Annotated in this window: 22 protein-coding genes and 1 tRNA gene; 17 read left to right on the plus strand and 6 right to left on the minus strand. The window is 67.5% G+C overall.

The annotated features are described in order from the left end of the window. Positions 1 to 2: 2 nt before the first annotated feature. The 5 genes from glp to LH390_RS03380 all read left to right on the plus strand — a co-directional run bounded on the left by glp (position 3) and on the right by LH390_RS03380 (position 4,336). Entirely contained in the window at positions 3 to 1,265 is a 1,263-nt protein-coding gene (gene glp, locus LH390_RS03360; protein WP_227324364.1) for a molybdotransferase-like divisome protein Glp, read from the plus strand. Next, positions 1,265 to 1,957 (plus strand): GNAT family N-acetyltransferase, encoded by a 693-nt coding sequence (locus tag LH390_RS03365; RefSeq protein ID WP_227280591.1) that lies wholly within the window; start codon positions 1,265 to 1,267, stop codon positions 1,955 to 1,957. The genes glp and LH390_RS03365 overlap by 1 nt, the downstream gene beginning before the upstream one ends. A 150-nt stretch (positions 1,958 to 2,107) precedes the next feature. Then, complete coding sequence (gene sepX, locus LH390_RS03370) at positions 2,108 to 3,310, plus strand: divisome protein SepX/GlpR (RefSeq protein WP_227280590.1); 1,203 nt, start codon at positions 2,108 to 2,110, stop codon at positions 3,308 to 3,310. Positions 3,311 to 3,446: 136 nt separating this feature from the next. Beyond that, positions 3,447 to 4,187, plus strand: a complete 741-nt coding sequence (locus LH390_RS03375; RefSeq protein WP_227280589.1) for a YczE/YyaS/YitT family protein — start codon at positions 3,447 to 3,449, stop codon at positions 4,185 to 4,187. Positions 4,188 to 4,263: 76 nt separating this feature from the next. Then, positions 4,264 to 4,336: transfer RNA gene (locus tag LH390_RS03380), tRNA-Ala, on the plus strand. Between the two features lie 49 nt (positions 4,337 to 4,385). Here the strand turns inward: LH390_RS03380 and LH390_RS03385 are convergent. Next, positions 4,386 to 5,042 carry a DNA-3-methyladenine glycosylase I gene (locus LH390_RS03385; protein WP_227280588.1) on the minus strand — a complete coding sequence of 219 codons (657 nt, stop codon included), beginning with the start codon at positions 5,040 to 5,042 and terminating at the stop codon, positions 4,386 to 4,388. Positions 5,043 to 5,117: 75 nt separating this feature from the next. On the opposite strand from LH390_RS03385, the gene LH390_RS03390 reads away from it, so the two are divergent. Genes LH390_RS03390 through LH390_RS03400 form a run of 3 tightly spaced genes read left to right on the plus strand, consistent with a single transcriptional unit; the run spans position 5,118 to position 7,540 of the window. Continuing rightward, positions 5,118 to 6,371 carry an MFS transporter gene (locus LH390_RS03390; RefSeq protein ID WP_227280587.1) on the plus strand — a complete coding sequence of 418 codons (1,254 nt, stop codon included), beginning with the start codon at positions 5,118 to 5,120 and terminating at the stop codon, positions 6,369 to 6,371. 60 nt (positions 6,372 to 6,431) lie between these two features. Further along, positions 6,432 to 6,836 carry a DoxX family protein gene (locus LH390_RS03395; protein ID WP_227280586.1) on the plus strand — a complete coding sequence of 135 codons (405 nt, stop codon included), beginning with the start codon at positions 6,432 to 6,434 and terminating at the stop codon, positions 6,834 to 6,836. Continuing rightward, positions 6,833 to 7,540, plus strand: coding sequence for a zf-HC2 domain-containing protein (locus LH390_RS03400; protein ID WP_227280585.1), 708 nt, complete (start codon positions 6,833 to 6,835; stop codon positions 7,538 to 7,540). The genes LH390_RS03395 and LH390_RS03400 overlap by 4 nt, the downstream gene beginning before the upstream one ends. Before the next feature lie 81 nt (positions 7,541 to 7,621). On the opposite strand, the gene LH390_RS03405 is transcribed toward LH390_RS03400, so the two are convergent. Then, positions 7,622 to 9,238 (minus strand): dolichyl-phosphate-mannose--protein mannosyltransferase, encoded by a 1,617-nt coding sequence (locus tag LH390_RS03405; protein WP_227282639.1) that lies wholly within the window; start codon positions 9,236 to 9,238, stop codon positions 7,622 to 7,624. A 51-nt stretch (positions 9,239 to 9,289) separates the two neighbouring features. Between LH390_RS03405 and rsmI the strand changes: the two genes are divergently transcribed. The 3 genes from rsmI (at position 9,290) to metG (ending at position 14,146) form a co-directional block, all read left to right on the plus strand. Further along, entirely contained in the window at positions 9,290 to 10,168 is an 879-nt protein-coding gene (gene rsmI / locus LH390_RS03410; RefSeq protein ID WP_227280584.1) for a 16S rRNA (cytidine(1402)-2'-O)-methyltransferase, read from the plus strand. A 189-nt stretch (positions 10,169 to 10,357) separates the two neighbouring features. After that, positions 10,358 to 12,262 (plus strand): BCCT family transporter, encoded by a 1,905-nt coding sequence (locus LH390_RS03415; RefSeq protein ID WP_227280583.1) that lies wholly within the window; start codon positions 10,358 to 10,360, stop codon positions 12,260 to 12,262. Positions 12,263 to 12,307: 45 nt separating this feature from the next. Then, positions 12,308 to 14,146, plus strand: a complete 1,839-nt coding sequence (gene metG / locus LH390_RS03420; RefSeq protein ID WP_227280582.1) for a methionine--tRNA ligase — start codon at positions 12,308 to 12,310, stop codon at positions 14,144 to 14,146. On the opposite strand, the gene LH390_RS03425 is transcribed toward metG, so the two are convergent. The 3 genes from LH390_RS03425 to LH390_RS03435 are packed head-to-tail and all read right to left on the minus strand — an operon-like array spanning position 14,143 to position 16,382. Beyond that, the gene (locus tag LH390_RS03425; protein ID WP_227280581.1) at positions 14,143 to 14,637 is read right to left on the minus strand and encodes a GNAT family N-acetyltransferase; all 495 of its coding nucleotides are present in this window, start codon (positions 14,635 to 14,637) and stop codon (positions 14,143 to 14,145) included. The genes metG and LH390_RS03425 overlap by 4 nt on opposite strands. A 27-nt stretch (positions 14,638 to 14,664) precedes the next feature. Next, complete coding sequence (locus LH390_RS03430) at positions 14,665 to 15,381, minus strand: cyclase family protein (RefSeq protein ID WP_227337390.1); 717 nt, start codon at positions 15,379 to 15,381, stop codon at positions 14,665 to 14,667. Then, entirely contained in the window at positions 15,378 to 16,382 is a 1,005-nt protein-coding gene (locus LH390_RS03435) for a zinc-binding alcohol dehydrogenase family protein (protein WP_227280579.1), read from the minus strand. The genes LH390_RS03430 and LH390_RS03435 overlap by 4 nt, the downstream gene beginning before the upstream one ends. A 67-nt stretch (positions 16,383 to 16,449) precedes the next feature. On the opposite strand from LH390_RS03435, the gene LH390_RS03440 reads away from it, so the two are divergent. From LH390_RS03440 to LH390_RS03455, 4 genes are all read left to right on the plus strand, one after another. Next, a complete protein-coding gene (locus LH390_RS03440) occupies positions 16,450 to 17,292 on the plus strand; it encodes a TatD family hydrolase (protein WP_227280578.1) in 843 nt (280 codons plus the stop codon). A 304-nt stretch (positions 17,293 to 17,596) separates the two neighbouring features. After that, positions 17,597 to 18,781 carry a resuscitation-promoting factor gene (locus tag LH390_RS03445; RefSeq protein ID WP_227280577.1) on the plus strand — a complete coding sequence of 395 codons (1,185 nt, stop codon included), beginning with the start codon at positions 17,597 to 17,599 and terminating at the stop codon, positions 18,779 to 18,781. 33 nt (positions 18,782 to 18,814) lie between these two features. Further along, positions 18,815 to 19,696: a 16S rRNA (adenine(1518)-N(6)/adenine(1519)-N(6))-dimethyltransferase RsmA gene (gene rsmA / locus LH390_RS03450; protein ID WP_227324366.1), complete on the plus strand. Its 882-nt coding sequence runs from the start codon at positions 18,815 to 18,817 to the stop codon at positions 19,694 to 19,696. Next, on the plus strand, positions 19,696 to 20,667 hold the full coding sequence (locus LH390_RS03455; protein ID WP_227280575.1) for a 4-(cytidine 5'-diphospho)-2-C-methyl-D-erythritol kinase: 972 nt from the start codon (positions 19,696 to 19,698) through the stop codon (positions 20,665 to 20,667). The genes rsmA and LH390_RS03455 overlap by 1 nt, the downstream gene beginning before the upstream one ends. A gap of 13 nt (positions 20,668 to 20,680) precedes the next feature. On the opposite strand, the gene LH390_RS03460 is transcribed toward LH390_RS03455, so the two are convergent. Next, the gene (locus tag LH390_RS03460) at positions 20,681 to 22,075 is read right to left on the minus strand and encodes a hypothetical protein (RefSeq protein WP_227280574.1); all 1,395 of its coding nucleotides are present in this window, start codon (positions 22,073 to 22,075) and stop codon (positions 20,681 to 20,683) included. 96 nt (positions 22,076 to 22,171) lie between these two features. Between LH390_RS03460 and LH390_RS03465 the strand changes: the two genes are divergently transcribed. Further along, positions 22,172 to 23,992: an ABC-F family ATP-binding cassette domain-containing protein gene (locus LH390_RS03465; RefSeq protein WP_227280573.1), complete on the plus strand. Its 1,821-nt coding sequence runs from the start codon at positions 22,172 to 22,174 to the stop codon at positions 23,990 to 23,992. Then, a complete protein-coding gene (locus LH390_RS03470) occupies positions 23,989 to 25,806 on the plus strand; it encodes an alpha/beta-hydrolase family protein (RefSeq protein ID WP_227280572.1) in 1,818 nt (605 codons plus the stop codon). Before LH390_RS03465 ends, LH390_RS03470 begins: the two co-directional genes overlap by 4 nt. Positions 25,807 to 25,860 lie beyond the last annotated feature (54 nt).

The raw sequence follows: 25,860 nt of genomic DNA on the forward strand, positions 1-25,860 counted from the left end.
GCGTGCGCTCCGTTGAAGAGCAGTTTGCTGCGGTGACCGCTGCGGCCACGGTGCCTGAGCCGGTCCGCATATCCATCGTCGATGCGCTGGGCCGTATGTGCGCAGAAGAGGTGGTGGCCACCAACGACCTTCCGGGGTTTACCCAGGCCGCCATCGATGGCTATGCTGTGCGCGCAGTGGATCTTGGCGGGGAGCGGGCGCTGGGCTCGGGCCCGCATCCGGCGCCGCCGGCGGATCCCTCGTTGCCCGTGGTCGGTGAGGTTCCCGCGGGCTCCCAGCAGCCCCTGCGCCTGCAACCACGGCAGGCTGTGCGCGTGCACACCGGCGCGCCCATCCCCACGCTTGCCGACGCCGTCCTCCCCCTCGACTGGTCCGACCGCGGCCGCCAGCGAGTCATCGCCCACCGTCCGGTGCGCTCCGGGGATTTTGTGCGCCGCCCCGGCGATGACATTCAGCAAGGCGACGTGGCGGTGACCGCCGGCACGGTGTTGGGGCCGGCACAGATCGGATTGTTGGCCGCGGTGGGCCGCTCCAAAGTATTGGTCTACCCGCGTCCGCGGGTGTCTGTGATCTCCGTGGGCTCAGAACTGGTCGACATCGACCGCGATCCTGGCCTGGGCCAGATCTTTGATGTCAACTCCTACTCGCTGGCAGCCGCGGCCAAGGAGGCCGGGGCAGATGTGCACCGGGTGGGTATCGCGGAGGGCGAGTCGCGCCGCCTGGCGGAGATCATTGAGGGCCAACTGATGCGCTCGGAGATCCTGGTCATCTCCGGTGCGGTCGGCGGCGCGGGCTCGGCGCGCATTCAGCAGGTGCTCAGCCAGCTGGGGGAGATTGATACCACCCGGGTGGCCATGCATCCTGGTTCCGTGCAGGGTTTCGGGCGCATCGGCCCGCGCGAGACCCCGGTGTTTTTGTTGCCCGCCAATCCGGTGTCCAGCCTGGTCATTTTCGAACTCTTCGTGCGCCCGCTTATCCGCCTGAGCTTGGGCAAGCGTGCCGCCACCCGGCGGACCGTGCGCGCCCGGGCGCTGAACTCCGTGGCCTCCCTGCCTGGGCGGCGTGGCTATGTCCGCGCGCGGCTGATGCGCGATGCCCAAACCCAGGACTACCTGGTGGAGGGCCTCGGCGGTGCGACTGGGGCGCCCGCCCACCTGCTCGCGGGGCTGTCCCAGGCCAACGCGATGATTCGTATTCCGGAAGACCATGACCAGATCCGCCCCGGCGCCGTGGTTGATGTGCTGTTCCTGGCGCAAAACTCCTGATGTTTGACCTCTTTGGCGTGGCGGCACGCCGCTTCGCCCGCCCCGCATACGGCCCGGTTGATCCGGTGCATCCCGGCTGGCCAGAATCCACGCCCCAGGTGTGCCTCCCGGACGGGACCCGGGTACGGCTGCGCCCCCTGCTGCGCCGCGACGGGGAGGACTGGAGCCAGTTGCGCATCCTGGATGAGGAGCGCCTGCGCCCGGTCGAGCCGACGGTCAACGGATCCTGGGCCCTGGCGCACAGCGCCACCCAGTGGTGGTCCTACCTGTCCGGCATGCGCGATGCCGCTTTAGGCGGCACGGTGGTGCCACTGGTTATTGAGGTCGATGGGCATTTCGGCGGGCAGGTGACGCTGGGGGGCATTCAGCACGGCGCGGCAAGCGAATGCTGGATTGGGTATTGGGTGTATTCGGGTTTGTGGGGCAGGGGCATAGCTACTGCCGCGTGCGCGCTGGGCGTCGATCACGCGGTTGACCGGGTGGGTTTGCACCGGGTGACGGCAACGTACCTGGACAGCAATCCGGCCTCGGGGGCGGTGCTGGCGCATAACGGTTTTGAGCAGGAAGGGTATCTGCGGGCCAATCTGCATATTGATGGCCGCTGGCAGGACCATTATTTTGTGGCGCGACTAGCCGGTCCTTTTCCCGGTAGTTGTGTGGCGGACCTGCGCGAACAGGGGCGCGTGCGGTGAATGGTGTGCGGTTTTAGCCGTTTTTGAGTCTGAGTGTTGCGGCGTGCCTCCAAAAGGGGGGCCTTAAGGGGCCTTATCCTGGGGTGACCGTGAGCCGTCGCCCTCGGCTTGTGGGTCAATGCAGTGCGATCCCGAAAGGCGGATGATCCCGTGAACAGCGGACTGTTGATTGCCGTGATAGCGGTGCTATGGCTTTTTGTCCTGGCACCGTTGATTCAAGGCGCGCGCAAACCGGTGTCTCGGGCAGGCGATGCCTTTGATGAGACCCGGGTGGTCTATCAGGGAGGAACCGATATTCCCGCTTCTCGACGCCGCCCGCGCCTGCGCCCCAGCGACGTGCGCCCGGCACTGCAGGATGACGAGGACGAAGAAGACTATGAGCTGGTAGACGCGGCGGACATCATCGTCGATGAGGATGCCCCGGCGGCGTCGGGACGCGTGAAGGGGACGGCCGTGGCGCTGCGCGGTTACCTTTCTGCGCGCCTGCACCACCACGAGGAGCAGGCCGCCGATGCGCATGATGCGGACACCGTCGAGGGCGAGGTGGTCGGGGGATCGCACGCCCTGAGCCGCGCTGACCTCGACCATGCTGAGGAAAGCGCTTCACTCGATGAGGCGCCGGAGCAGGAGCCGCTGACCGAGACGGACAACGCCGTCGATGAGACGGATGAGGTGCAGGCACAGCCCTTCGAGCATGACGATTCCTACACCGACCCGCAGGACCTGCTTTACGGGGCACCAGCAGATGCGGCAGGCCCGGCTGACCCGGCCGACCAGGCTGGCGCAACGGCGGCACAGCTCGCGCCGGACGCGGCGGCAGAGGAGGAAAGCACCACGGCCGCAGAGGCGCGGTTGAGCACCGCAGACCTGACCGCGGAAGACTACGAGTTCGCCGCGGCCCGTCGCGGGCGGGGCAGCTGGGACCCAGAGGCAGACGCCCGCGTGGCCACCACCCGCTACCAGCGCCGCCAGCGCGCCCTGCTCATCCTGGCCGGGGCTGTGGCCTTGGCTGTGGCCGCCGGGTTTATCTGGGGCGGCTGGGCGTGGAGCGCCACCGTGATCACCGGCGCGTTGTTGGTGAGCTACCTGGTGGCCCTGCGCCGTCAGGTCCAGCAGGAAGAGCAGCTGCGTCGGCGGCGTATCCAGCACCTGCGCCGCGCCCGCCTGGGCGTGCGCCACCGCGACGATGATGCGCTGCACATCCCCCGGCAGCTGCGCCGCCCAGGGGCGGTGGTCCTGGAGCTGGACGATGCCAGCCCGGATTTCCACCACCTGCGCACCGTGACGCGCCCCGTCGCAGACCGTGACCGCACGAGCCGGCACCTGGACTATGACACCCGAGTAGCGGGCTGATGACCGCATAGCACTAAGCTGATTACCAGGCACACCTTCCGCAGGGAACCCCGCCCAGGGCCCTGCGGCTTCTTTGTGGCCGTAATCAGGTGCCCTTCATCCAGGAGGGCACAAACAGGGTAGGAACAGGAACTCCATGACCATAATTCAGCGTGGCGAGGCGAGCCCGCAGTCAGTTCATGAACACCAGGTATATAAGACGCAAGCCACCCGCATCCCCGCGGGCCACCACATTGCGCGTTGGGCGATCTTCTTCCTCGGCGCCTTTGTCATGTCGCTGGGAGTGGCCATCATGGTCCACGGCGGGCTGGGAACGTCTCCCATCTCCTCGTGGCCGGCCGTGATGATGCTGGCAACGCCGCTGACCTTCGGGCAGCTCAACATCCTGATCAGCCTGTTGTTTTTTCTGCTGCAAATCCCGCTGCTGCGCCGGCGTTTCAAGCCGCTCCAGCTCGTCCAGCTGCCGCTGTGTTTCGTCTTTGGGTTCTTTTGTGACTTTGGCCTGCAGTTGACCAGTTGGGTCCAGCCGGAGGGCTACGCCCAGCAGTGGCTGGTCACCGTCGTCGGCGCGATCATCATGAGCATGGGTGTTTATATTCAGGTGCAGCCCAAGGTGACCTACCTGCCGGGGGAGGGCCTGGTCATGGCGCTGGCTTTTGTGAGCAAGCGCAGCTTTGGTACCTGCAAGCAGATCTTCGACTGGACGCTGGTGCTCATCTCCGTGGTGTGTTCCTTTGCGTTCCTGCACGAGCTGGCGGGGATCCGTGAGGGCACGATCTTTGCCGCCTTCGCCATCGGCGGGTTGACCAAGGTGTATGCGCGTATTCACGCGGATCTGCGGCGGTGGTGGGCCGATCGGGCGGCTCGTAAAGCCTAGCTGAGCTGGGGTTTCGTCTGCTGGCGGCCAGGGGTGTAGAGTATGTATCCGTTGCGCACCCCCGGTGCACAGCCGCGGGGCTATAGCTCAGTTGGTAGAGCGTCGCGTTCGCAATGCGAAGGTCTGGGGTTCGATTCCCCATAGCTCCACAATTCCCCCTCACCAGGGCTCCTGGTGAGGGGTTTTTCTTATTGGCCCTTAGCTGCGGCGCCGGCCGTGGGCATCCCACAGCCCTGAGCAGCCGCGGCGATGGGAATCGAGCAGGTGGGTGTCTACCACCCCGATGGCCTCCATGAGCGCGAAGATGGTGGTGGGCCCGACGAAACTGAAGCCTCGGCGCTTGAGCTCTTTAGCCAGGGCGCGGGATTCCGGGGACTGGGAGGGCACCTCGTCCATGGTGCGTGGCAGCGGCGTGACGTCAGGCTGGTAGGACCAGATCAGGGCGGGCAGCCCGCCCTCGGCGCGCAGGGCGATGGTGGCGCGGGCGTTGGTGATGGCGGCGGTGATTTTGCGCTCGTTGCGGATGATCGCGGCGTCGGCACGCAATCGGGCAACATCCGCGGGGGTGAAGGCGGCGACGGCGTCCGGATCAAAGCCTGCGAAGGCGGTGCGGAAGGCCGGTCGCTTGCGCAAGATGGTCTCCCAGGACAGGCCAGCCTGGAAGCCTTCGAGGACCAGGCGTTCGAAGACGCCGACCTCGTCGCGGACGGGCACGCCCCACTCGGTGTCGTAGTAGTGCTGGAGCAGTGGTGTGCGCGTGGCCCACGGTGGGCGGCGCAGCCCATCGGGGCTCAGGGTGGTGCCGGATGCTGGATGCTGGTTAGGGGTGGAGGTCTCCACGGGCGTACTATTCATACTTTCATAGACTGCTGTGGGAGCCGGATGGCTCCCGGCGGGTGGACCGGGGTGGCTAGGAGGATTGACTCAAGTATGACTGGTGCGCACATCGCGTCGACGCCACGGCGGGCAAAGCCGGTGGTGGGCGCGGTTTCGGGGTTCATTGCCGTGGCGCTGGCCGCGGTGAACCTACGTCCCGCGATCGCCGCGGTAGGCGCGGTGCTCGATGAGATGATGCGCGACCTCAACGCGCCCGGGGTGATCTCCGGCATTATCACCGCGTTGCCGGGTGCGTGCTTTGCGCTGTTTGGTGTCGCCGCCGTCCCGCTGGCGCGCCGGTGGAGTCTGTCCGGGGTGCTCGTCGCGGCGATGGTGCTGGAGGTGTGCGGGCAGGCGGTGCGTCCCCTGTCTTCTTCCGCGTGGGCGTTCGTCGCCTTGACTGCCCCGGTCCTGGTGGGCATCGCGGTGGTCAACGTGCTGCTGCCGGCGTGGGTCAAGGCGGCCGGTGGGCGCCACACTGTGCTGTGGATGACGGTCTACACCACGGTCCTGGGCCTGGGTTCGGCCCTGGGGCCGCTGTCTCCGCTGCTGTTTCCCGGGTCCCAGTCGGCCGCCGGGGGCAGCGGGGACCAGGTGTGGCGGTGGGCCGTCGGCGTGTGGGCTATTCCCGCGGCGATCCAGCTGGTCATGTGGGCCTGGGTGCACCTGCGCACCGCGCTTCCGGCGGCACCGGCCGCCGCGGCCACCGCGGGCACGAGCATGTGGCGCAGCCCCCTGGCGGTGGCCATCATGTTCTTCTTTGGACTGCAATCCATGAACGCCTACGTGCAGATGGGCTGGCTGCCCAAGATGCTTATCGACGCCTCCGTCGCTCCCGGCACCGCAGCCGCCTGCCTGGCGGTCATCGGGCTGCTCGGCATCGTCGGCGGGCTGTTCGTGCCCACGCTCATCGCGCGGGTGCCGCACACCGGCGTGCTGGCCATCGCGTTTTCGTGCTGCACCCTGACCGGGTACGTCGGCCTCATCCTCGCCCCTGCGGCCGCCCCCTACCTGTGGGCGACGCTGCTGGGTATCGGCGGCTTCTGCTTTGTCACCGCGCTTGCCCTTATCCCGCAGCGCACCACCACGCCCCTGATCACCGCGCGGCTGTCCGGGTTCGTCCAGCCAGTCGGCTACCTCCTTGCCGCTGGCGGGCCCTTCCTGGTGGGCGTGGTGTTCAACGCCACGGGTACGTGGCGGCCCATTCTGATCGGCCTGGCGGTCTCCGCGGTGGTGATGGGGGCCGTCGGCTGGAAGGCCGGTAGCCCCGGAAACGTGGACAATCAGCTCGCGGCCCACGCGGACTAGCCGGGCGTTGGGGGGCGGGTGACATCGCCGCGCAGCAGTGCGCCGGGTACCCTGTGTGCCATGGATAGGCCGGTAGTCAGGGATGCAGCACTGCTGATTTTCCGTGCAATTTTGGGGTTGGTGTTCATCGTTCACGGGTGGCGCATCCTTTTTCAAGACGGGATCACCGCCACGGCTGAGCAGTTCGCCGCCTGGGGAGTGCCGCAGGCTACCGTGTCCACCTGGATCGCCGGCGTGGTCCAACTCCTGGGCGGCGGCCTGCTGGTGGTGGGCTTGTTGAGCACCATCGTCGCCGGCGCCTTGGCCCTGCTGCTGGTTGCGGCCCTGTACTTTGTGCACCTGGGGCCGGACATGCTGGCCGCCCGCGAGGCCGTGGAGTTTCCCGTGGTCATGCTCGCCGGGCTGCTCATGATCGTTGTCTTCGGCGCCGGGCGCGCCAGCGTGGACGGGGTATTGACCCCATGATCGATCACCACGGCATTCAGGCAGAGATCTCTGCGCGCCTGGACGGCGAGCCTGGCACCCTGGCCGATGACGTCGTGGAGGCGCACCTGGCGCAGTGCCCCGAGTGCCAGGCGTTCTACCGCCAGGCCGTCAAACTTCAGGGGCTGCTCAGCGCGGGGTCTGCCACCCCTACGGAGGTGCGCCCGCACTCCGGCCACCGGGTGGACCAGGACCTGACCGCCTCGATCCTGGCGGAGGTCGAGCCGCTGTGGCGCCGCCAGGCCGGGACCCGGCTGGCCGCCGCAGCCGTGGCCCGACTGTGCTTGGGGATCATCGCCCTCGCCTGGATTGGGTGGGCGATCATGGCGGTGGCCGATACCCAGGGGCTTCTTGCCACCAGCGACGATGGCTCGGTGCTTAGCCCCGACGCCAATCCCGCCTTAGCCGGGGTGCTCATTGATGTGGCCGCGCTGCGCTTCGGCGTGGGGGCCGCGTTGGGTTTTGGCACTTGGAAGCCGCGCATCCTCATCGGCTTTTTGCCCCTGTGTGGTGCGGTGACCATGTTTAGCTTCGGTTTTGCCATGCGCGACATCATCCTGGGCCAGATGGATAGCGCCCTGGTGGTATCCCTGGTCGCGCTGTTTGTCACCACGGGGGTTGCGGTGTGGGCGTGGGTGTCTACCGGGGCGTTGACGCGGCTGCGGATGGGACTGGTGGAGCTGTAGCGGCAGGCCCCAGCCGGCGCCCCGCCGCCGCGAGCCGGCACGCACGGGGTAGGGGCTCGCGGGAGGTGGGGCGTCGATAAGCTATTTCCAGCTGGGCAGCCACATGATGGAGTTGTAGTGCTCGTTGGTGATGGTGTAGCCGTACAGGATGGGGGAGAAGTACAAGAACATGGCGATGACCAGCGCCAGATAGCTGATGACCATAAGCGTGCGCCACGTCATGGCCGGCCCGGCGAGGCGGCGCAGCCAGCCCACCTGGATCGGGCGGCCGCGGCCCACCATGTCGCCGAGCGCGACGGCGAGCATGACGATGGTGAAGGGGACCAGCGCGGCCGCGTAGAAGAAGTACATCTGTCGGTCGAAGGCCGCCAGCCAGGGCAGGAAGCTGGCGACGAACCCAACCACCGGCACCGCCAGGCGCACATCGCGGTGAACGAGCAGCCGCCAGGCGGCCCAGAGGATCACCGGGATGGTCAGCCACCAGATTGCCGGGGTGCCAAAGAGGAAGATCATGCGACGGCAGGCGCCCGCCCCGGCGGCGCAGTCGATGTCCTTGGAGGAGAAATAGAGGATGGGGCGCCCGGCTACCAGCCAGGACCACGGCTTGGAATCCCAGGCGTGGTGATGCCCGCTCGATGAGGTCAGCGAGGCGTGGAAGCTGAGCACCGAGGTGTGATAGTGGATGAACCCGGCGATGGATTCCGGAAGCTTGTGCAGCAGGCTGTCGGCGGCGATGGAGCCATCGGAGCGGGAATGCCGGTAGATGGAGGTTTCGCTGGCAAACCAGGAGCGCCAGCTCCACAGGTAGACCGCGATGGGGACCAGGACCAGGGAGGCCAGCGCGGGCCCGATATCGCGCGCGGCGGTTCCCAGGATGGGGCGGCGGACCCCGTAGCGGCGGCGCAGCATCAGGTCCAGGGCGACACTGAGCAGCCCAAAGAACGCGATGTAGTACAGGCCGGACCACTTGACGGCCAGGGACAGCCCGAGGAGCAGCCCGGCGGCGAAGCGCCACCACCGGTAGCCCAGGCGGGGGCCCAGACTGGCCGCTGTGGTGTGCGCCGGGGCGGAAAGCAGGCCGTCGCGCCACGCCTGGTGGAAGCGGTCGCGCACCTGGAGGTGGTCGCGCAGGATGGCCCAGGCGGCGAGCACGATGAACAGCACCTGGAAGATGTCGAGCATGCCGTAGCGCGAGCTCACGGTCAGGACCCCGTCGAAGGTGGCCAGGATGCCGGCGAACGCGCCCACCTGCCAGGATTGTGCGGCGTCGCGGGCAAGCGCCACGATGGCGAGCACCAGGGCCGTGCCGCACAGCGCTGCGGCGAGCCGCCAGCCCAGGGGGGTGTAGCCGAAGAGCGCCTCGGAGACCGCGGTGAGCTTTTTGCCCATGGGCGGGTGGACCACCAGGCCGTAGCCGGGGTTCGATTCGATGCCGCCGATGAGCGGGTTGACCCAGTTGCGCATCATGTCCCAGGCCTGCGGGACGTAGTGCTTCTCGTCGAAGACCGGGGTGCCTTTAGCCGTCGCGCTGGTCAGCCCGATGAGCCGGGTGGCGGCGGCGAGCACGCCGATGACTGCCAGGCTTACCCAGTCCGGGCGGGCCCACGGCAGGCGCCGGGGGGAGCGGGGCTGGGGGCGTAAGAAGCGCGGGGCTGCGGGGCTGCGCCGGGTCCGCGCCGCCGGGTGGGTCGTGTCCATCACTTGATTGATTCTAAAGGTCCGTCCACACGGTGTGCCATGCTGTCAGGTATGAGCGATGCAGCGCAGCTTTCTTCAGACCTTCCCGCCCCGCCTCGGGGGGTGGTTGTGGCGGGCACTCCGCTGGGCAATATCGGCGATGCCGGGCCCCGGTTGGCGCAGCTGTTGGCCACGGCGGATGTCATCGCGGCGGAGGATACTCGCCGCACGCGCGCGTTGGCCCAGGCGCTCGGGGTGGATATGCGTGGCAAGGTGGTGTCCAACTTTGATCACAATGAGCAGTCCCGGGTGGGCATGCTTATCGACGCCGCCCGCACCGGCACCGTCGCAGTGGTCACCGATGCGGGCATGCCGGTGGTCTCTGATCCTGGGCTGAGCATCGTCGCCGCCGCCCATGATGCTGGCGTGGCCGTCAGCTGCGTGCCGGGCCCGTCCGCGGTGACTACGGCCTTGGCCGTTTCTGGCCTGAATGTGGGCGCCTTTATTTTTGACGCCTTCGCCCCGCGCAAGGACGGCGCGCGGCGTACGTGGCTGCACGAGCTGCGCGAGGAGCGCCGGGCGGTGTGCTTCTTCGAGTCGCCGCACCGGTTGGCAGACACGCTGGCCGTCGCCGCAGAGATCTTGGGGGAGCAGCGGCGGGCGGCGGTGTGCCGCGAGTTAACCAAGACGTATGAGGAGGTTCGCCGCGGAAATCTCGGCGAGTTGGCGGCGTGGGCGCACGAGGGGGTGCGCGGGGAGATCACGGTGGTCATCGAGGGCGCGCCGCGGGCGGAGCACCGCAGCGTCGGGGAGCTGGTGCCCGTGGTTGAGGAGCGTGTGGCCGCCGGCGAGCGGCTCAAGGCGGTGTGCAAGGACGTCGCCGCGACTACCGGCGTGCCGGCCCGCCAGCTCTATGACGCGGTGCTTAAGGCACGCGCGGGCCGCGACTAACCGGATCTTGTTACCAAATTGTGATTGAGGGCGGCGGGCGGTGCCGGCGAGCGTCGGCTCCGCCGCCGTCACGCTGCGGGTATGCGCGCCCCGGCACTCGGGCCGGCGCGCTGAACTCGCGCTGAATAATTCCGGGAAACAGCCCGTTTTCATTTGAATTATTGGCAGTGGTAGCGAATGGTGATGTTTATGACAGAACCACACGACTCACATGCCGAGGAGGCCCCGCACTCCCCTGAGGTTGATCCTCAGGGCCAACCATTGCCTGCCGATGCCCCACCGGAGGGCGCGCCGCGCGATGCGCAGGAGGCACGCGACTACACCACCGTCACCGATCAGCTCAAGCACGCGTCGGCGACCTCGCAGCTGGTGTCGATGCTGCGCGGACAGTCCGTGATCAATGAGCACCTTGATGACACGGAGGAAATCACCCTCGAGGCGGAGTCAGACTCCAACCGCATCAACTGGGCGATCGTGGCCATCGCCGGGCTCTTCGTCCTCGCCGCGGTGGTGTGGGGCCTGGTCTCCCCGGAGTCCTTCTCCGGCTTCACGGACACGGCCCTGCGGCTCGTCGTAGACAACCTCGGCTGGGCCTACGTGCTTTTTGGCACGGTTTTTGTGTTTTTTGTCATCGTGGTGGCGCTGAGCAAGTTTGGCACCATCAAGCTGGGGCGCGCGGATGAGGAACCGGAGTTTCGCACCGCCTCGTGGATTGCCATGATGTTTGCCGCCGGCATGGGCATCGGCCTGATGTTCTACGGGGCGACCGAGCCGCTGACCTTCTATCGCGACGGGGTTCCGGGCCACCAGCCGGAGGACGTGCGGGCGGCGATGGCCTCGGCCATGTTCCACTGGACGCTGCACCCCTGGGCCATCTACGCCATCGTCGGGTTGGCCATCGCCTACTCCACGTTCCGCATCGGGCGACGCCAGCTGATCTCTTCCGCGTTTACGCCCCTGATCGGCGAGAAGCTGGCCAAGGGCTGGTTGGGCCAGCTCATTGACATGCTCTCCATCATCGCCACCGTGTTCGGCACCGCCTGCTCCCTGGGCCTTGGCGCCCTGCAAATCGGTGCCGGTCTGCGCGCCTCTGGGCTCATCGCGGATCCCAGCACCTGGGTGATCGTGGGCATCGTGTCTGTTCTGACGCTGTGCTTCCTGCTGTCGGCGATCTCTGGGGTGGGCAAGGGCATCCAGTACCTGTCCAACGCCAACATGGTTCTGGCCGCGGTGCTGGCCATCTTTGTCTTCGTGCTGGGGCCAACGGTCGCGGTGCTCAACCTCATCCCGGGTTCCTTCGGGGCATACCTCTCGGAGTTCTTCGCCATGGCCTCGCGCACGGCCACGACCTCGGACGGCGAGTGGCTGTCAAGCTGGTCCATCTTCTACTGGGCCTGGTGGGTGTCCTGGTCGCCGTTCGTGGGCATGTTCGTGGCCCGCATCTCGCGGGGGCGCACCATCCGCGAGTTCTGCATTGGCGTGTTGCTGGTCCCGGCCGGGGTCTCCACGCTGTGGTTTGCCACCTTCGGCGGCACGGCCATCACCATGGAGCGGGAGGGGCGCTCCATCTGGGGTGACGGCTCTGCCGAGGGGCAGCTCTTTGACCTCCTCCACCAGCTGCCGGCAGGTTCCATCATGGCGTTTGTGGCCATCATTTTGCTGGCCACCTTCTTTATCACCTCGGCGGATTCGGCCTCCACGGTCATGGGTTCGATGTCCCAGTTCGGCCGGGCAGACGCCTCGCCGTGGGTATCTGCCGCCTGGGGCTTGCTCACCGCCCTTATTGGTCTGACGCTGCTGGTCTCCGGCGGGGACGATGCGCTGTCGAACCTGCAAAACGCGACGATCGTGATGGCCACCCCGTTCCTGTTCATCGTCATCGTGCTCATGTTTGCCATTGTCAAGGACCTGCGCAATGACGTCATCTACCTGGATTACCGGGAGACGCAGCGCTTCGCCCGCAAGCTGGCCCGGGAGCGGCGCATCCACAACGAGCACCTGCGCCGCGAGGCGCTCAAGGCGCGGCGGCGGGAACGCCACGAGGCGCGCAAGGCGCGGCCCCGGTCTGGATCCCAGCGCGTGCCGCGGGACTGACCCCGCAGGTGGGCGTGGGGGCCCGCATAAATTAAGGTGGTCCCCATGACCCAGACTGTGCTTGTTTCCGTTGCCTGGCCCTATGCCAACGGGCCCCGTCACATCGGACACGTCGCCGGCTTCGGCGTTCCCTCCGATGTCTTCGCGCGTTACCAGCGAATGACGGGCGCGGACGTGCTCATGGTCTCCGGCACGGACGAGCACGGCACCCCGCTGCTGGTGCAGGCGGACAAGGAGGGGGTGCCCGTCAAGGAGTTGGCAGACCGCTACAACCGCCAGATCGTGGAGGACCTTGCGGGCCTGGGCCTGTCCTATGACCTGTTCACCCGCACCACCACCCGCAACCACTACGCGGTGGTCCAGGAGTTGTTCCGGGGCCTGCACGATAACGGGTACATGATCAAGCAGACCACCAAGGGGGCAGTGTCCCCGAGCACCGGCCGGACCCTGCCGGACCGCTACATCGAGGGCACCTGCCCCATCTGCGGGGCGGACGGGGCGCGGGGTGACCAGTGCGATAACTGCGGCAACCAGCTCGACCCCATCGACCTGATCCGCCCCGTATCCAAGATCGACGGGGAGACCCCGGAGTTTGTAGAGACCGAGCACTTCCTGCTTGACCTGCCCGCCCTGGCCGGGGAGCTGGAAAAGTGGCTGCGCACCCGGGATTCCTGGCGGCCCAATGTGCTGAAGTTCTCCCTGAACCTGCTGGGCAACCTGCACCCGCGGGCGATGACCCGCGACATTGACTGGGGCGTGCCCATCCCCGTTGATGGTTGGGAGAATGACAACGCCAAGAAGCTGTATGTGTGGTTCGATGCCGTGATCGGCTACCTGTCTGCCTCCATCGAGTGGGCCTGGCGCAGCGGGGACCCGGACGCCTGGAAGAAGTTCTGGCAGGACCCGGATACGGCCGCCTACTACTTCATGGGCAAGGACAACATCACGTTCCACTCCCAGATTTGGCCTGCCGAGCTGCTGGGCTATGCCGGCAAGGGGGACAAGGGCGGCAGACTGCACGCCTACGGTCAGCTCAACCTGCCCACCGAGGTGGTCTCGTCTGAGTTCCTGACCATGTCCGGCTCGAAGTTCTCCTCCTCCAAGGGCGTGGTCATCTACGTCAAGGACTTCCTCAGGGAGTTCGGGCCCGACCCGCTGCGCTACTTCATCGCGGTGGCCGGCCCGGAGAACACGGACACGGACTTCACCTGGGACGAGTTCGTGCGCCGGGTGAACAATGAGCTGGCCAACGGCTGGGGCAACCTGGTCAACCGGACGGTGTCTATGGCCTACAAGAACTTCGGGGAGGTTCCCGCGCCCGCGGCGTTGCAGCCTGCGGACGAGGAGATCCTGGCGCTGGCCGCAGACACCATGGATGAGGTGGGCGGGTTGCTCGCGGAGTCCAAATTTAAGGCGGGCATCACCGCGGTCATGCATGTCGTCGGTGAGGCGAACGCCTACATTGCGGCGCAGGAGCCGTGGAAGCTGGCCAAGGATCCGGCCTTGCGGGAGCGCCTGGCCACGGTGCTGTGGACGGCCCTGCAGGTGGTTTCTGACTGCAACGTCATGCTCACCCCTTACCTCCCGCACACGGCCCAGGCGGTCCATGAGACCCTGGGGCGTACCGGGGTGTGGGCGGCGCGCCCGCGCATTGAGGATGTCACCGATGACATGCCCGTCAACCTGGTCGGCGTGGGCCTGCCCGCCGAGGGGCAGACCTACCCGATCATCACCGGCGACTATGCCGAGCAGCAGGCGCGCTGGCAGCGCATCGACGTTGAACCGGGAACCACCCTGGCCAAGCCCAAGCCGCTGATTGCCAAGCTGGATCCTGAGCTGGGGGAGACGGGCCCCGAGTGGGCGCCGGTGCACCCGGCCAGCTAGACCAGAAGCTGCAGGTAGGTCAGGTCCAGCCACTGGCCGCGCTTGCGGCCCACCTGCCGCAGAGTTCCCACCGAGGTAAACCCGGCGCGCCGGTGCATGCTTATCGACGCCCCGTTGCCGGCCTCGATCGCAGCGATGACGGTGTGCAGGTTGCGGTGGGCGGCGGCGTCGATAAGCGCTGCCAGCAGGGCGCTGCCTACCCCGCGCCCGCGCGCGGCGCTGGCCACGTAGATGGAGTCTTCCGCGGTGGCGGCATACCCTGGCAGGCCTCGGAAGCTGCTCAAACAGCCAAAGCCGAGCACCTCCTTGTCGGCGACCGCAGATAGCACCGGCAGGCCGGCGGCCTCATGGTCGCGCAACCAGGCCGTGCGCTCGGCCAGGTCGCCGGGCTCGTCGGTCCACAGCGCGAGAGTGGTGGCGATCGCCTCGTTGCGGATGCCCACGATGGCGGGCAGATCCGCCTGCGCAGTCGGCCGTATCTGGAAGTCCATGGGGCAAGGCTAGCCCACCCGCCAGCGTCACGGCAGGCAGGCCACAACCCGGGCGGGAAAACCCGAGGCCTGCCCGGCAGGCACCGGCCAGCTGGCCACCACCAGCGCGCCGGTGGCAGGAACCCGATCCAGGTTGGTCAGGCTCTCAATCATCCAGTGGTCCTGGCCCAGCCACCAGGATTGGGCGGGCAGCTGCCCGCGGGCGACGGCGCGCCCGCCGTCGGCGTCGGTGACGTCGTGGCCGATGGCGCACACCCCGCGCTCGTGAAGAAGCCGCAGCGCCGTCACCGACCAGCCCGGGTAGTGGAAATCATTGTGCATGTCCCCGTCCCAGCGCGCCGCCCAGCCGGTGTGCAGCGCCACGAAGCTGCCCGCCGGGACGCGCCCATGGGCGCGCTCCCACTCGACCAGCGTCTCCGCGGTGACCAGTGCGTCCGGATCCGCGGCGGCCTGCGCGGAGAAGTCCACAAACGCCAGCGGCGCGACGCATTCGGCGGCGGGAATCTCTCCGAGGGTGCGCGCGCCGGGGTGAAAATGCACGGGCGCGTCGACGTGGGTGCCCCACTGCCCGATCAACCGATACCGCCACACCAGGGCGCCATCGGCGGCCACGCTGGTCCACAGCTCGGTGTCCTGATCTGGGTCGGTGGGGTAGCGCGGCTGGCCAGCGGCAAACTGGTGGCTTAAGTCCACCCAGGTGTGTCCGCGCAGGGTGGCGGCTAGGTCCCACAGGCTGCGGGTCACACGCCGGCCCCGAAGTCGATGGCGATCTTGCCCACCGTGCGATCCTCCTCAATGAGGCGGTGTGCCTCGCGCAGGGTGCGTGCGGACAGCCCCTCGAGGGTGCGGGTGACGGGGGCGGTGAGGGTGGCGGCGTCGAGAAGCGAGGACACCCGGCCCAGGATCTCTCCTTGGCGGGCCAAGTCTGGGGTGGCGAACATCGAGCGGGTGAACATGGACTCCCAGTGCACCGCGATGGACTTTTGCTTGAAGGCCGCGAGGTCGAAGTCGGTGGGGTCGTCGATGAGCACCAGGTGCGACTGGGGAGCCATGATCGCGGCAAGCTCGGCCGCACGCCCAGAGGTATGGGTGGAAAGTACCCAGTCAACGCTGTGGGCGTCGAGCTGCTCATCGAGGCGGCGAGAGTGGTCAATGACGGCGGTGGCGCCGCGCTCGCGCACCCACTCGTGGGACTCCGGGCGCGAGGCAGTGGCCACCACGTGAGGCAGCTGGGTAAGCGCGCGGGCCAACCCCAGCGCCAGGGTAGGAACCCCGCCGGCCCCGCCGAGGATGAGCAGGCGTCCGTGGGGCTGATCGGTGGGGATACACAGCCGGTCGAAGAGGCATTCCCAGGCGGTCAGTGCGGTGAGCGGGACGGTGGCTGCCGCGGCGTCGGAAAGCGAACGCGGCGCGCGTGCGGCCAGGCGCTCATCGATGAGCTGGAGCTCGGCGTTCGACCCCTGGCGGGTGATATCCCCGGAGTAGAAGACCCGGTCGCCGCAGTCGAAGAAGCGGGCCTTGCTGCCGCGGGCCACCACGGTTCCCACCGCATCAAAGCCCAGCACCTTGGGGCTATCCTGCGGGCCGCTGCGCCTGCGGACCTTCGCGTCGATGGGGTTGATGGACACCGCGTGGACCTTCACCACCAGGTCATGGTCGCGCGGGGTGGGATCAGGAAGCTCGACCTCGTGGAAGCAGTCGGGGTCACTGGTGGGCAAGGAATCCAAGATTGCTACAGCCTTCATACCCTGTGAGCCTAGCCCGGTGAGCCCAGGTGACGCGCTGGCGTGGGCGGGCCTAAAATCTGCGGGCATGTCAAAGAAGAAACCTAAACCTGACCCGGTTCCAGCCGAGCCGCTGCCGGGAATCGTTGACGCGCACACCCACCTGGCCTCCTGCGGGGCCCGCACCGCCGAGGAGGTGGCTGCGGTGGTGGATCGCGCCGTGGCAGCCGGGGTGGACAAGCTATGCACCGTGGGGGACGGGGTGGAAGAAGCCGCCGCAGCGCTGGCGGCGGCACAAGAAAATCCGCGAGTATATGCGGCGTGCGCGGTGCACCCCACTCGCGCGCGGGAACTCGACGCCCCGACGCGCCAGCGGGTAGCGCAGCTGGTGGCGGATCCGCGGTGCGTGGCGGTGGGGGAGACGGGGTTGGATACCTACTGGATCCGCCATGATCCGGAGCGCACAGCGCCGCTGGAGATGCAGGAAGAGGCCCTGCGCTGGCACATCGACCTGGCCTGCCAGCACGGTAAGGCGTTGATGATTCACAACCGGGAAGCAGATGCGCAGCTGCTGGACATCCTCGACGATGCCCCCCGCCCGCCGCACGTGATCCTGCACTGCTTTTCTTCGCCTCTCGACGTCGCCGCCCAAGCCATCGAGCGCGGCTATGTGCTCAGCTTCGCCGGGAACGTGACCTTTAAGCGCAACGAGTACCTGCGCCAGGCCGCCGCGATGGTTCCTCCGGGCCAGCTGCTCATTGAGACGGATGCCCCGTACATGACCCCGGAGCCGTTCCGCGGGTGCCGCAACGAGCCGGCCCTGGTTGGGCACACCGCCTATTGCGTGGCGGCGGCCCGGGGACAAGATCCGGGGGAGTTGGCCGATGAGGTCTCGGCAACCTTTGACCGCGTCTATGGGCTGAATCTGTAGCTCGCCGTGCGCGCCGGGGCGTGTGGGGGCGCTGGAGTGAGGGTTGGAGTGAGCGCACCAGCCCGCACAGGACTATCACTGCATGCATTGGGTTCGCGGCGGGGGAGCGGCGGGGGAGCGCCGGGAAGAAAACTACTCGACAAGCCCGTGTTGTTACCGTATTGTTATGCGCATTGTGAGCGGTGGCCGAGGGTGTGCGCCAGGCGGCTGACAGGGCCTGCCACGCGGGCATCCTTTGCCCCACCACGTGCCACCGGAGCCCACGACTGAGAAAGTTTCAAGAGGAAGTTCGAGAATCTTGCCTATGTCTCACACCCGGATTACCAAAATCGACCGGATCAATGACTCGCGCTCCTTGCCGCTACGGCTGGCCACCGGCGGTGTGCTTGCCAGCGTTGTTGCCGGCGGCGTGGTGGTTGCGGGGATGCAAAAGCAGGTGACCGTGGAGGTCAACGGTGAGGCGACCGAGCTGACCACCCTTGCCACGGATATTGCCGGCGCGCTCAATGACGCCGGCGTGACCATCGGGGAGCATGACCTGGTCTCCCCGGCGCCGAGCGAGAAGCTGGGCAAGTCCACCACCGTGCGGGTGCAAACCGCCAAGCCGGTGGCGGTGATTATCGATGGCACCCCCCACGACCTGACCACCACCGCCACGACGGTCAGCGACCTGGTCAATGAACTGCCGCAGATCAACCCGGGCTCCACCCTGACCGAGGACGGCGCCGCCCGGCTCAAAGACGGCATGACCATCGAGGTGACCTCGCCGAAGATCATCTCCATCGACGATGGCGGCAAGGTGCTGTTTACCTCCATCGCGGCACGCACCGTCGGCGACGTACTCAAGCAGCGCGGCATCACGGTGGGCAAGGATGACAAGGTCACCCCGGCACTGAAGGATGCGCTCAAGCCTGGGGCACGCATTGCCATCGAGCGGATTGAAAAGCTGGATCGCACGGACTCCGAGCCCATCGAGGCGCCGGTGGACTACGTCGATGACCCGGACCTGTTGGTCGGGGAGGAAAGAGTCGTCGAAGAGGGCGAGGACGGCATTCGGGAGATCGTCCGGCACATCGTTACCGTCAACGGCAAGGAGCGGGAGAACACCGTCATCCGGGAGTCGGAGAAGAAGGCCCCGGTCGCGCGTGTCATCGCCCAGGGCACCAAGGTGGAGCGGTCTTCTTCCTCTTCCGAGCTGTCCTCTAGCGGCAACACCGGCGCGAGCGCCCCTGCGGTAGCCGATGGCAGCGTGTGGGACTCGCTGGCGCAGTGTGAGTCGGGAGGAAACTGGTCGACCAACACCGGCAACGGCTTCTCCGGTGGGTTGCAGTTCACCCCGTCGACCTGGGCCGCGTATGGGGGCACCGAGTACGCCCCGGAGGCCCACCAGGCCACCCGTGAGCAGCAGATCGCCGTCGCGGAGCGCGTGCAGGCCTCCCAGGGGTGGGGGGCGTGGCCGGCGTGTACCTCCCGGATGGGTATGCGCTAGCCGGGCTGGGTGTGCCAGGTAGATTCGGAAGCTATGGATCATCGTGAGCACACCCCGGCCGCCCAGCTGTTGGGGCCCGTTGAGATTCGGGCCCTTGCTGGTGAGCTTGATGTCACGCCCACCAAAAAGTGGGGGCAGAACTTTGTGCATGACCCCAATACGGTGCGCCGCATTGTGGGCGCAGCCGAGCTGGATCCTTCCGACCACGTGGTCGAGGTCGGCCCTGGCCTTGGGTCGTTGACCCTGGCGCTGCTGGATACCGTCGAGCAGGTCACCGCCGTGGAGATCGATCCGCGCCTGGCGCAGCGGCTGCCGCGCACGGTGCAGTGGCGGGCGCCGGACTTCGCCGAGCGGCTGCGGGTGGTGCAGGCGGACGCGTTGGCGGTGGGGGCCGACGAGGTGGGGGCGCCGACCGCGCTGGTGGCCAACCTTCCCTACAACGTCTCGGTTCCGGTGCTGCTGCATTTCTTGGCCACGTTTCCGTCCTTGCGGCGCGTGCTGGTGATGGTGCAGGCGGAGGTCGCTGACCGCCTGGCAGCCCCCGCGGGCTCAAAGGTCTATGGTGTTCCGTCGGTAAAGGCGAGCTTCTATGGCAAGGTCAGCCGGGCAGGTGCCATTGGGAAGAACGTGTTTTGGCCTGCCCCGCGCATTGACTCGGGGCTGGTGCGCGTGGACCGCTTTGCCCCGGGGGCTGCCCCGTGGCCGGTCGATGAGGCCACCCGGTCGCGCGTGTTCCCGCTTATCGACGCCGCCTTTGCCCAGCGCCGCAAGACCCTGCGCGCCGCGCTCGCGGGCACCTTCGGCTCCGGCGCGGCGGCAGAGGAGGCGCTGCGAAAGGCGCAGATCGATCCGACGCTGCGCGGGGAAAAGCTCTCCGTTGCTGACTTTGTTCGGCTGGCCGGGGTGGGGGCGTGATGGGCGCGCCGCTTGAGGGCAGCCGGACGGTGCGCGCGGTGGGCCGCGCCAAAGTCAATCTTCACCTGGGGGTGGGTCCGGCGCGCCCGGATGGCTTCCACGAATTGGCTACGGTTTTCCAATCGCTCAGCCTGGCCGACCAGGTCACGCTGCGCTGTGATGACACCCAGGCGTGCCCGCCGGGCGAGCCGGTGGTGCGCGCCGTGACGGTCAGCGGTCTTGACGCGGCGGCTGTGCCCTGCGACGCCAGCAACCTGGCGGCCCGCGCGGTGGAGGCCATCGCTGCTAATCTTCGGGCCAAGCGCGGGGCGGTGGAGGTGCCGGCGATTGATCTTGAGATAGTCAAGGCAATTCCCACGGCCGGGGGCATGGCTGGCGGGTCCGCGGATGCGGCGGCTGCGCTCGTGGCGGCGAATGCGGCGCTGGGGGCGGGATTGGATCAGGGGCGCCTGCTGGAATTGGCGGCGCAGCTGGGCTCGGACGTGCCGTTTACGCTGTTGGGCGGCACGATGCTGGGCACGGGACGCGGAGAAAAGCTCACGCCCATGCTTGCCCGTGGGCAGTACCACTGGGTGTTCGCACTGCCTGGCCTGGGGCTGTCCACGCCACGGGTGTTTGCCAAACTCGATGAGCTGCGTGGCGGCGACCAGCCGGCGGGCCCGGCGGCGCCCGATGCGGTGGCGGCTGCGCTGGCCGCAGGCGACGTGCATGCGTTGGCGCGCAGCATGCGCAATGAGCTGGAGCCGGCGGCGCTGTCCTTGGAGCCGCGGCTGCGGCGGATCCACGCCACGGCCCGGGAATTGGGGGCGCTGCGCGCGCTGGTGTCTGGGTCGGGGCCCACCATAGCGCTGCTGTGCGAGGATGCCGCCGCGGCGGCGGAGGTTGCCGAGGGGCTGGTGGCAGCCAACCTGGTCTCCCAGGCGCTGCCTGCTCACTCGGTGCCCGGAGGGGCCCAGCTACTTGGCGGCTAGGCCCGCTGAGGGGCTAGTGCTCGTGGCCGTGATCGTGGTCGTGCTCGTGGGGGTGGGCGGCGTCGGCATCCGCATCAGAGTGCGCGGGGCCGTGGCCGTCCACGATGGCCATCTCGGTGGGGGTGACGCTGAGCTGGTGGCGGGCGGCAACCTCGCCGGAGGTCAGGTCAACGACGGCCAGTTCCTTCTTTTCGGCGTCGGTGACAAAGGCGGTGGTGCCGCGGACCTTGAGGATAGGCCCGGGCTGCTGCCACTCGTCCTTTTCAGTCCAGGAGTCGATGACGGGGATGTCCTTGACCACGGTGGCGGACTGGGGGTCAATGACCTTCAGGTGGCCGTCGGTGGTCAGCACGATGGCCTGCCCGTCCTCGGTGCGCCCCAGGGAGCGGAACCAGTAGGATTCGCCCAGTTCCACGGTGCGCATGGTGGCCTGCTGGGTGTCGATGAGCGCCACGGAGGTGGGGTGCTCATGCTTGTTGTCCTTGTCGGTCTTGTTGTCTGCCAGCACCCAGGCAAAGGCGTCGCCGCCGGCCATGTTCCCGGAGCGCTGGTAGGCGTGCTCGACGGGAACCTTGTGGAAGGCGGAGCCGTCGAAGACGATGGGGCCGTTCTCACAGCCAAAGGCCACTCGGCCGTTCTTTCCGGGGGCTTCGCCGTGGACGCCGGGGCAATCGTTGGTCTCGGCGAGGGTGGAGCCGTCGGCGGCGACGTGGCGGATGGTGTCACGGTGATCGGTCGTGCCGGCGGTGATCAGGGCGGAGCCGTCGGGAAGCGGGACGGCCACGCCGTGGTGCCCGGAGCCGGTCTCTAGCTTGCCGATGGGCTTCAAGGCGCCTTCCTCTAGGGAGGCGGTGTCAAAGAGCTCGGCGGAGCCGGTGCCGTCAGAAAAGACAGCGGTGCGGCCGGCGTGGGCGACCACGTGGCCGATCTTCTTGCCGGAGGTAGTGGCGTCGGTGAGGTAGGGGGTGCCGGCGTAGTAGTGGGAGTGATCGCCGTGGGGCTGGACGTGGACGGCGGCGTCGTACAGCAGCGCCTCGTCGCCATCGGTGACCATGACGGTGCGGCCGTCGCCGGTGTCATTGAGGCGCAGGAAGCCGGGATGGTCCGTCTCGTCGAGGACCTTGCCGGTGACGGTGTCAATAGTCAGCAGGCCGTCGTCGTGGCTGATCACCGCCCGCGGATTGATCCGGGAGACCTCCTTGAGCTCGCCGGGCTTGGCGGCGGAGGAGGAATCAGCGGCCTCTGCGGCGGAGCTGGCGGCAGTGCTGGCGCCATCCGTCGACGAGGTGGTATCTGTGGTGCCGCAGGCACCGAGTGCAAGCGCTGCGCCGAGTGCGAGGGCGCAGGCGGGAAGGGCCCGGTGGCTGATGGGACGAGTATGGGGGAAACGGCGGGTCTTTCGTGTCATAGAGGCAACCCTACTGACAATGAAAATCGTGTGCAATAAGCCCTGTGGGCGGAATCCGTCATTTGGCGCACGTCCGGCCTAGACTGTCACCTTGATATGGCAGCGCAGATAAATTTGATCAATTTGGAGGCCGTGTCCAAAACCTTTGGACTGACCACCCTCCTCGACCAGGTCAGCCTGGGGGTCCAAGACACCGACCGCATCGGGGTCGTCGGCCTCAACGGTGGCGGCAAAACCACCCTCCTGGAAGTCCTGACGGGCATCGTCGAACCGGACTCCGGGCGCGTATCCCACCGCGGAGGCCTGCGCATGGCGGTGGTCACCCAGCGCGCCGAACTTGATCCCCACGCCACGGTGGGCCAATGCGTGGTCGAGCCCCTCGGGCTCAACACCTTCGAGTGGGCCTCCAACGCCAAAGTCCGGGAAGTGCTCGGCGGGCTGGGAATCATCGGCCTGGGGCTAGACACCGCAGTCGGCGACCTCTCCGGCGGGGAGCGCCGCCGCGTCAACCTCGCCGCCGCCCTGGTCCAAGACCTCGACCTGGTGGTCCTTGACGAGCCCACCAACCACCTGGACATCGAAGGCGTGCAGTGGCTGGCCCAACACCTCCTCTCCCGACGCATCGCGGTGGTGGTGGTCACCCACGATCGCTGGTTCTTGGACACCGTGGCCACCCGCACCTGGGAGGTCCACGACGGCCAGGTAGACACCTACCAGGGCGGCTACAATGACTGGATCTTCGCCCGCGCCGAGCGCGCCCGACAAGCCGATGCCGCCGAGGCACGCCGCCGGAACTTAGCGCGCAAGGAGCTCGCCTGGCTGCGCCGCGGCGCCCCCGCGCGCACCTCCAAACCGCGCTACCGCATCGAGGCCGCAGAAGCGCTGATCGCCGATGTGCCCGCCCCGCGCAACAGCGTCGAACTCATGCAGTTCTCCCGCGCCCGCCAGGGCAAGAAGGTCATCGACCTGGAAGACGCCCGCATTGAAACCCCCGACGGGCGAACCCTGGTTGACCACCTGACGTGGCGCCTGGGCCCCGGCGAACGGTTAGGCATCGTGGGCGTCAACGGCTCCGGAAAAACAACCTTGCTGCGCGCCCTTGCCGGCGACTACCCGCTGGCCAGCGGGCGGCGAGTCGAAGGACTGACCGTGCGGCTCGGATGGCTGCGCCAGGAACTCGATGACCTTGACCCCACACGCCGTGTTCTCGACGTCGTCGAAGACGTGGCCACCTACGTCCACCTGGGAGACAAAGAACTCAGCGCCTCTCAACTGGCCGAACGCCTGGGCTTCCCGCCCGCCCGCCAACGCACCCCCGTCGGCGACCTCTCCGGCGGGGAGCGCCGCCGCCTGCAACTCACCCGCATCCTCATGAGCGAGCCGAATGTGCTGCTCCTCGACGAGCCCACCAACGACCTGGACATAGACACCCTCCAGGAACTGGAATCGCTTCTCGACGCCTGGCCCGGCACGTTGGTAGTCATCTCCCACGACCGCTACCTCATCGAGCGCATCGTCGACTCCACCTGGGCACTCTTCGGCGACGCCACCCTGACCAACCTTCCTGGCGGCATCGACCAGTACCTTGCCCGCCGCAAGGAACTGGCCGCCGCGAGCCAGCAGGCGGCGGTGACCCCGGGGGCGTCGGCACGCGAAACCGCCGCACCCGAAAAGAAGAAGCGCAGCTTCCAGCAACAACGCGAAAACAGCAAAGCCCTGAGCAAGCTGGAGCGCGCCATGACACAAACCGCACAGCGCATCGACGACCTGGAAACCCAACTCGGTGACGTAGCGCAACAGCTTCCGGTAGACACCGCCGAGCTTGCCCGCCTGGATGCGGCCGTGAAGAAGGAACGCGCGGCGCATGAAGAACTGGAATCCCAATGGCTAGAGCTAGCCGAGGCCATGGAGGGATGAAACGACTACACCCGTGGGGAATCGTCGGCGCCGGCATCATGTTTGTTCTGGGGCTGACCCCATCACTGCTGCCCCGCGAGGTGTTCTACCAGGGCGTTGTCTGCGGGCTAGGTGCCGGGATCGGATACCTGGTAGCGCTGGGGGTCCACCGCGCGTGGCAACGGTGGGGTGCACCCTGGGTGCTCCCGCGCCTGGCGCGGTGGGTGGCGCGGTGGAGTGCTCGGCGTTCGGAGGAGGCTCGGCGTTCGGTGGAGGCTCCGCGTTCGGTGGGGTGGTGGCGGCAGTCTAGTAGTGGCGGGACTGGTGGGGCCGTGGCGGTGAGCCCGCGGATGGTGCGCGCCGGGGAGATCCTGCTCAGTGTCATCGTGGTGTGCGGGGTGCTCGTGGCCGTTGGCTTTGCGCTGCGCTGGCAGCGTGCCATCGCCGAGCTCACCGGATCGCAGGCCTACACCGTGTGGGAATTTCTGCTGGTCATCCCCGTGGGATTCGCCGTTTTTGGGCTCATGGTTGCGGTGGGGCGCCTGCTGCGCGCCAGTGCGCACTGGATTTCCCGCGTGCTGCCTGCCCGGGTGCGGCCTACCGTCCGCTCGGCAACGGGGTGGATGACGGTGGTCGTGGCATGCGTGGTCCTGGTCAACGATGTCATCCCGGGGGCCATCGTGGGATTAGGGGAGCGGGCATTTTCCGCTACCACCCCTGACGCGTCCGGCAGCTACGGCGCGACTGAAGAAGGGGTGGACCAGCCCCAGGAGTCCACGCGCAGCGGCTCGCCGGCCTCCCCGGTATCCGCCGACGGGTTGGGCACGTTTGGCCGCCGCTTCGTTGCTGGCGGCCTGCGCAGGGCGGACCTCGCCGCCCTGACCGGGCGGGAGGCCCGGGAACCGGCGCGCGTGTATGCGGGATTGGGTAGTGCGCCCGATAATGCCTCCCGCGCCCAGGTGCTCATCTCCGAACTTGAGCGCACCGGTGCGGCGGACAGGGAGGCCATTTTATTGGTCATGCCCACCGGCACAGGATGGGTGAATTTGCGCGCCGCCCAGGCATTTGAGCTGCTGTATGGGGGTAATACCGCGATCGCTTCTGCGCAGTATTCCTCGCTGCCGTCGGCGTTCCATTTCTTTGCGGGCGGCGATGCGGTGCGGGCCGCAGGCGTCGAGCTTCTCACCCCGCTTATCGATTGGTGGAATGCGCTGCCCCAACAGCACCGGCCCAAGCTGTACCTATATGGGGAGTCGCTGGGTTCTACCGCCGTGGAGTCCGCCTTTTCAGGTATTCGGGATATTGCAGCCTCGGTGGATGGGATTTTGCTGACCGGGCCGCCCCACTTCAACCCGTTGCATTCCAGCTTGGTGGCGCGCCGGGACCCGGGCAGTCGTGCGGTCAGCCCAGAATACTCGGGCGGTATGACTGTGCGTTTCGCGCAAGACCGGAACGATATTCGGAACTTAACCGCCAGCCCGGACATTGGGTCGCCGCATACCCGCGTGCTTTATGTTCAACACGCCTCCGACCCCGTGGTGTGGTGGTCCCCGCGCCTGCTGGTGCGCGAGCCCGACTGGCTGCGCGAACCCGCCGGAACGGACCGCTATCCCGGTATGCATTGGATTCCCGTGATTACGTTTCTTCAGGTCTCCGCGGATTTACCGGTGAGTCAAAATGTCCCGCAGGGCCACGGCCACAATTATGGGGACACGATGGTCGATGGCTTTGCGGCCATCGCCGGGGTAAGCGCGCAGTCACAACCGCTTATCGACGCCCTCGCTGAGGCCTTGCCACGCGCCCTCGCCATGAGCGGGGACGAGAGGTTCGGCTAAAGCGTTCGCCGCGGGGGCGTCGAAAAGCGAGCGGCGTGGCCGCTATGCTGGGGC

It is taken from the genome of Corynebacterium uberis, from assembly GCF_020616335.1.
Classification (GTDB): Bacteria; Actinomycetota; Actinomycetes; order Mycobacteriales; family Mycobacteriaceae; genus Corynebacterium; species Corynebacterium uberis.

Excerpts from the sequence above, each read along its gene's own strand:
- LH390_RS03365 (WP_227280591.1), top strand. The coding sequence starts at position 1,265 with ATGTTTGACCTCTTTGGCGTGGCGGCACGCCGCTTCGCCCGCCCCGCA.
- LH390_RS03375 (WP_227280589.1), top strand. The coding sequence starts at position 3,447 with ATGACCATAATTCAGCGTGGCGAGGCGAGCCCGCAGTCAGTTCATGAA.
- LH390_RS03385 (WP_227280588.1), bottom strand. The coding sequence starts at position 5,042 with ATGAATAGTACGCCCGTGGAGACCTCCACCCCTAACCAGCATCCAGCA.
- LH390_RS03390 (WP_227280587.1), top strand. The coding sequence starts at position 5,118 with ATGACTGGTGCGCACATCGCGTCGACGCCACGGCGGGCAAAGCCGGTG.
- LH390_RS03395 (WP_227280586.1), top strand. The coding sequence starts at position 6,432 with ATGGATAGGCCGGTAGTCAGGGATGCAGCACTGCTGATTTTCCGTGCA.
- LH390_RS03400 (WP_227280585.1), top strand. The coding sequence starts at position 6,833 with ATGATCGATCACCACGGCATTCAGGCAGAGATCTCTGCGCGCCTGGAC.
- LH390_RS03405 (WP_227282639.1), bottom strand. The coding sequence starts at position 9,238 with ATGGACACGACCCACCCGGCGGCGCGGACCCGGCGCAGCCCCGCAGCC.
- rsmI (WP_227280584.1), top strand. The coding sequence starts at position 9,290 with ATGAGCGATGCAGCGCAGCTTTCTTCAGACCTTCCCGCCCCGCCTCGG.
- LH390_RS03415 (WP_227280583.1), top strand. The coding sequence starts at position 10,358 with ATGACAGAACCACACGACTCACATGCCGAGGAGGCCCCGCACTCCCCT.
- metG (WP_227280582.1), top strand. The coding sequence starts at position 12,308 with ATGACCCAGACTGTGCTTGTTTCCGTTGCCTGGCCCTATGCCAACGGG.
- LH390_RS03425 (WP_227280581.1), bottom strand. The coding sequence starts at position 14,637 with ATGGACTTCCAGATACGGCCGACTGCGCAGGCGGATCTGCCCGCCATC.
- LH390_RS03435 (WP_227280579.1), bottom strand. The coding sequence starts at position 16,382 with ATGAAGGCTGTAGCAATCTTGGATTCCTTGCCCACCAGTGACCCCGAC.
- LH390_RS03440 (WP_227280578.1), top strand. The coding sequence starts at position 16,450 with ATGTCAAAGAAGAAACCTAAACCTGACCCGGTTCCAGCCGAGCCGCTG.
- LH390_RS03445 (WP_227280577.1), top strand. The coding sequence starts at position 17,597 with ATGTCTCACACCCGGATTACCAAAATCGACCGGATCAATGACTCGCGC.
- rsmA (WP_227324366.1), top strand. The coding sequence starts at position 18,815 with ATGGATCATCGTGAGCACACCCCGGCCGCCCAGCTGTTGGGGCCCGTT.
- LH390_RS03455 (WP_227280575.1), top strand. The coding sequence starts at position 19,696 with ATGGGCGCGCCGCTTGAGGGCAGCCGGACGGTGCGCGCGGTGGGCCGC.
- LH390_RS03460 (WP_227280574.1), bottom strand. The coding sequence starts at position 22,075 with ATGACACGAAAGACCCGCCGTTTCCCCCATACTCGTCCCATCAGCCAC.
- LH390_RS03465 (WP_227280573.1), top strand. The coding sequence starts at position 22,172 with ATGGCAGCGCAGATAAATTTGATCAATTTGGAGGCCGTGTCCAAAACC.
- LH390_RS03470 (WP_227280572.1), top strand. The coding sequence starts at position 23,989 with ATGAAACGACTACACCCGTGGGGAATCGTCGGCGCCGGCATCATGTTT.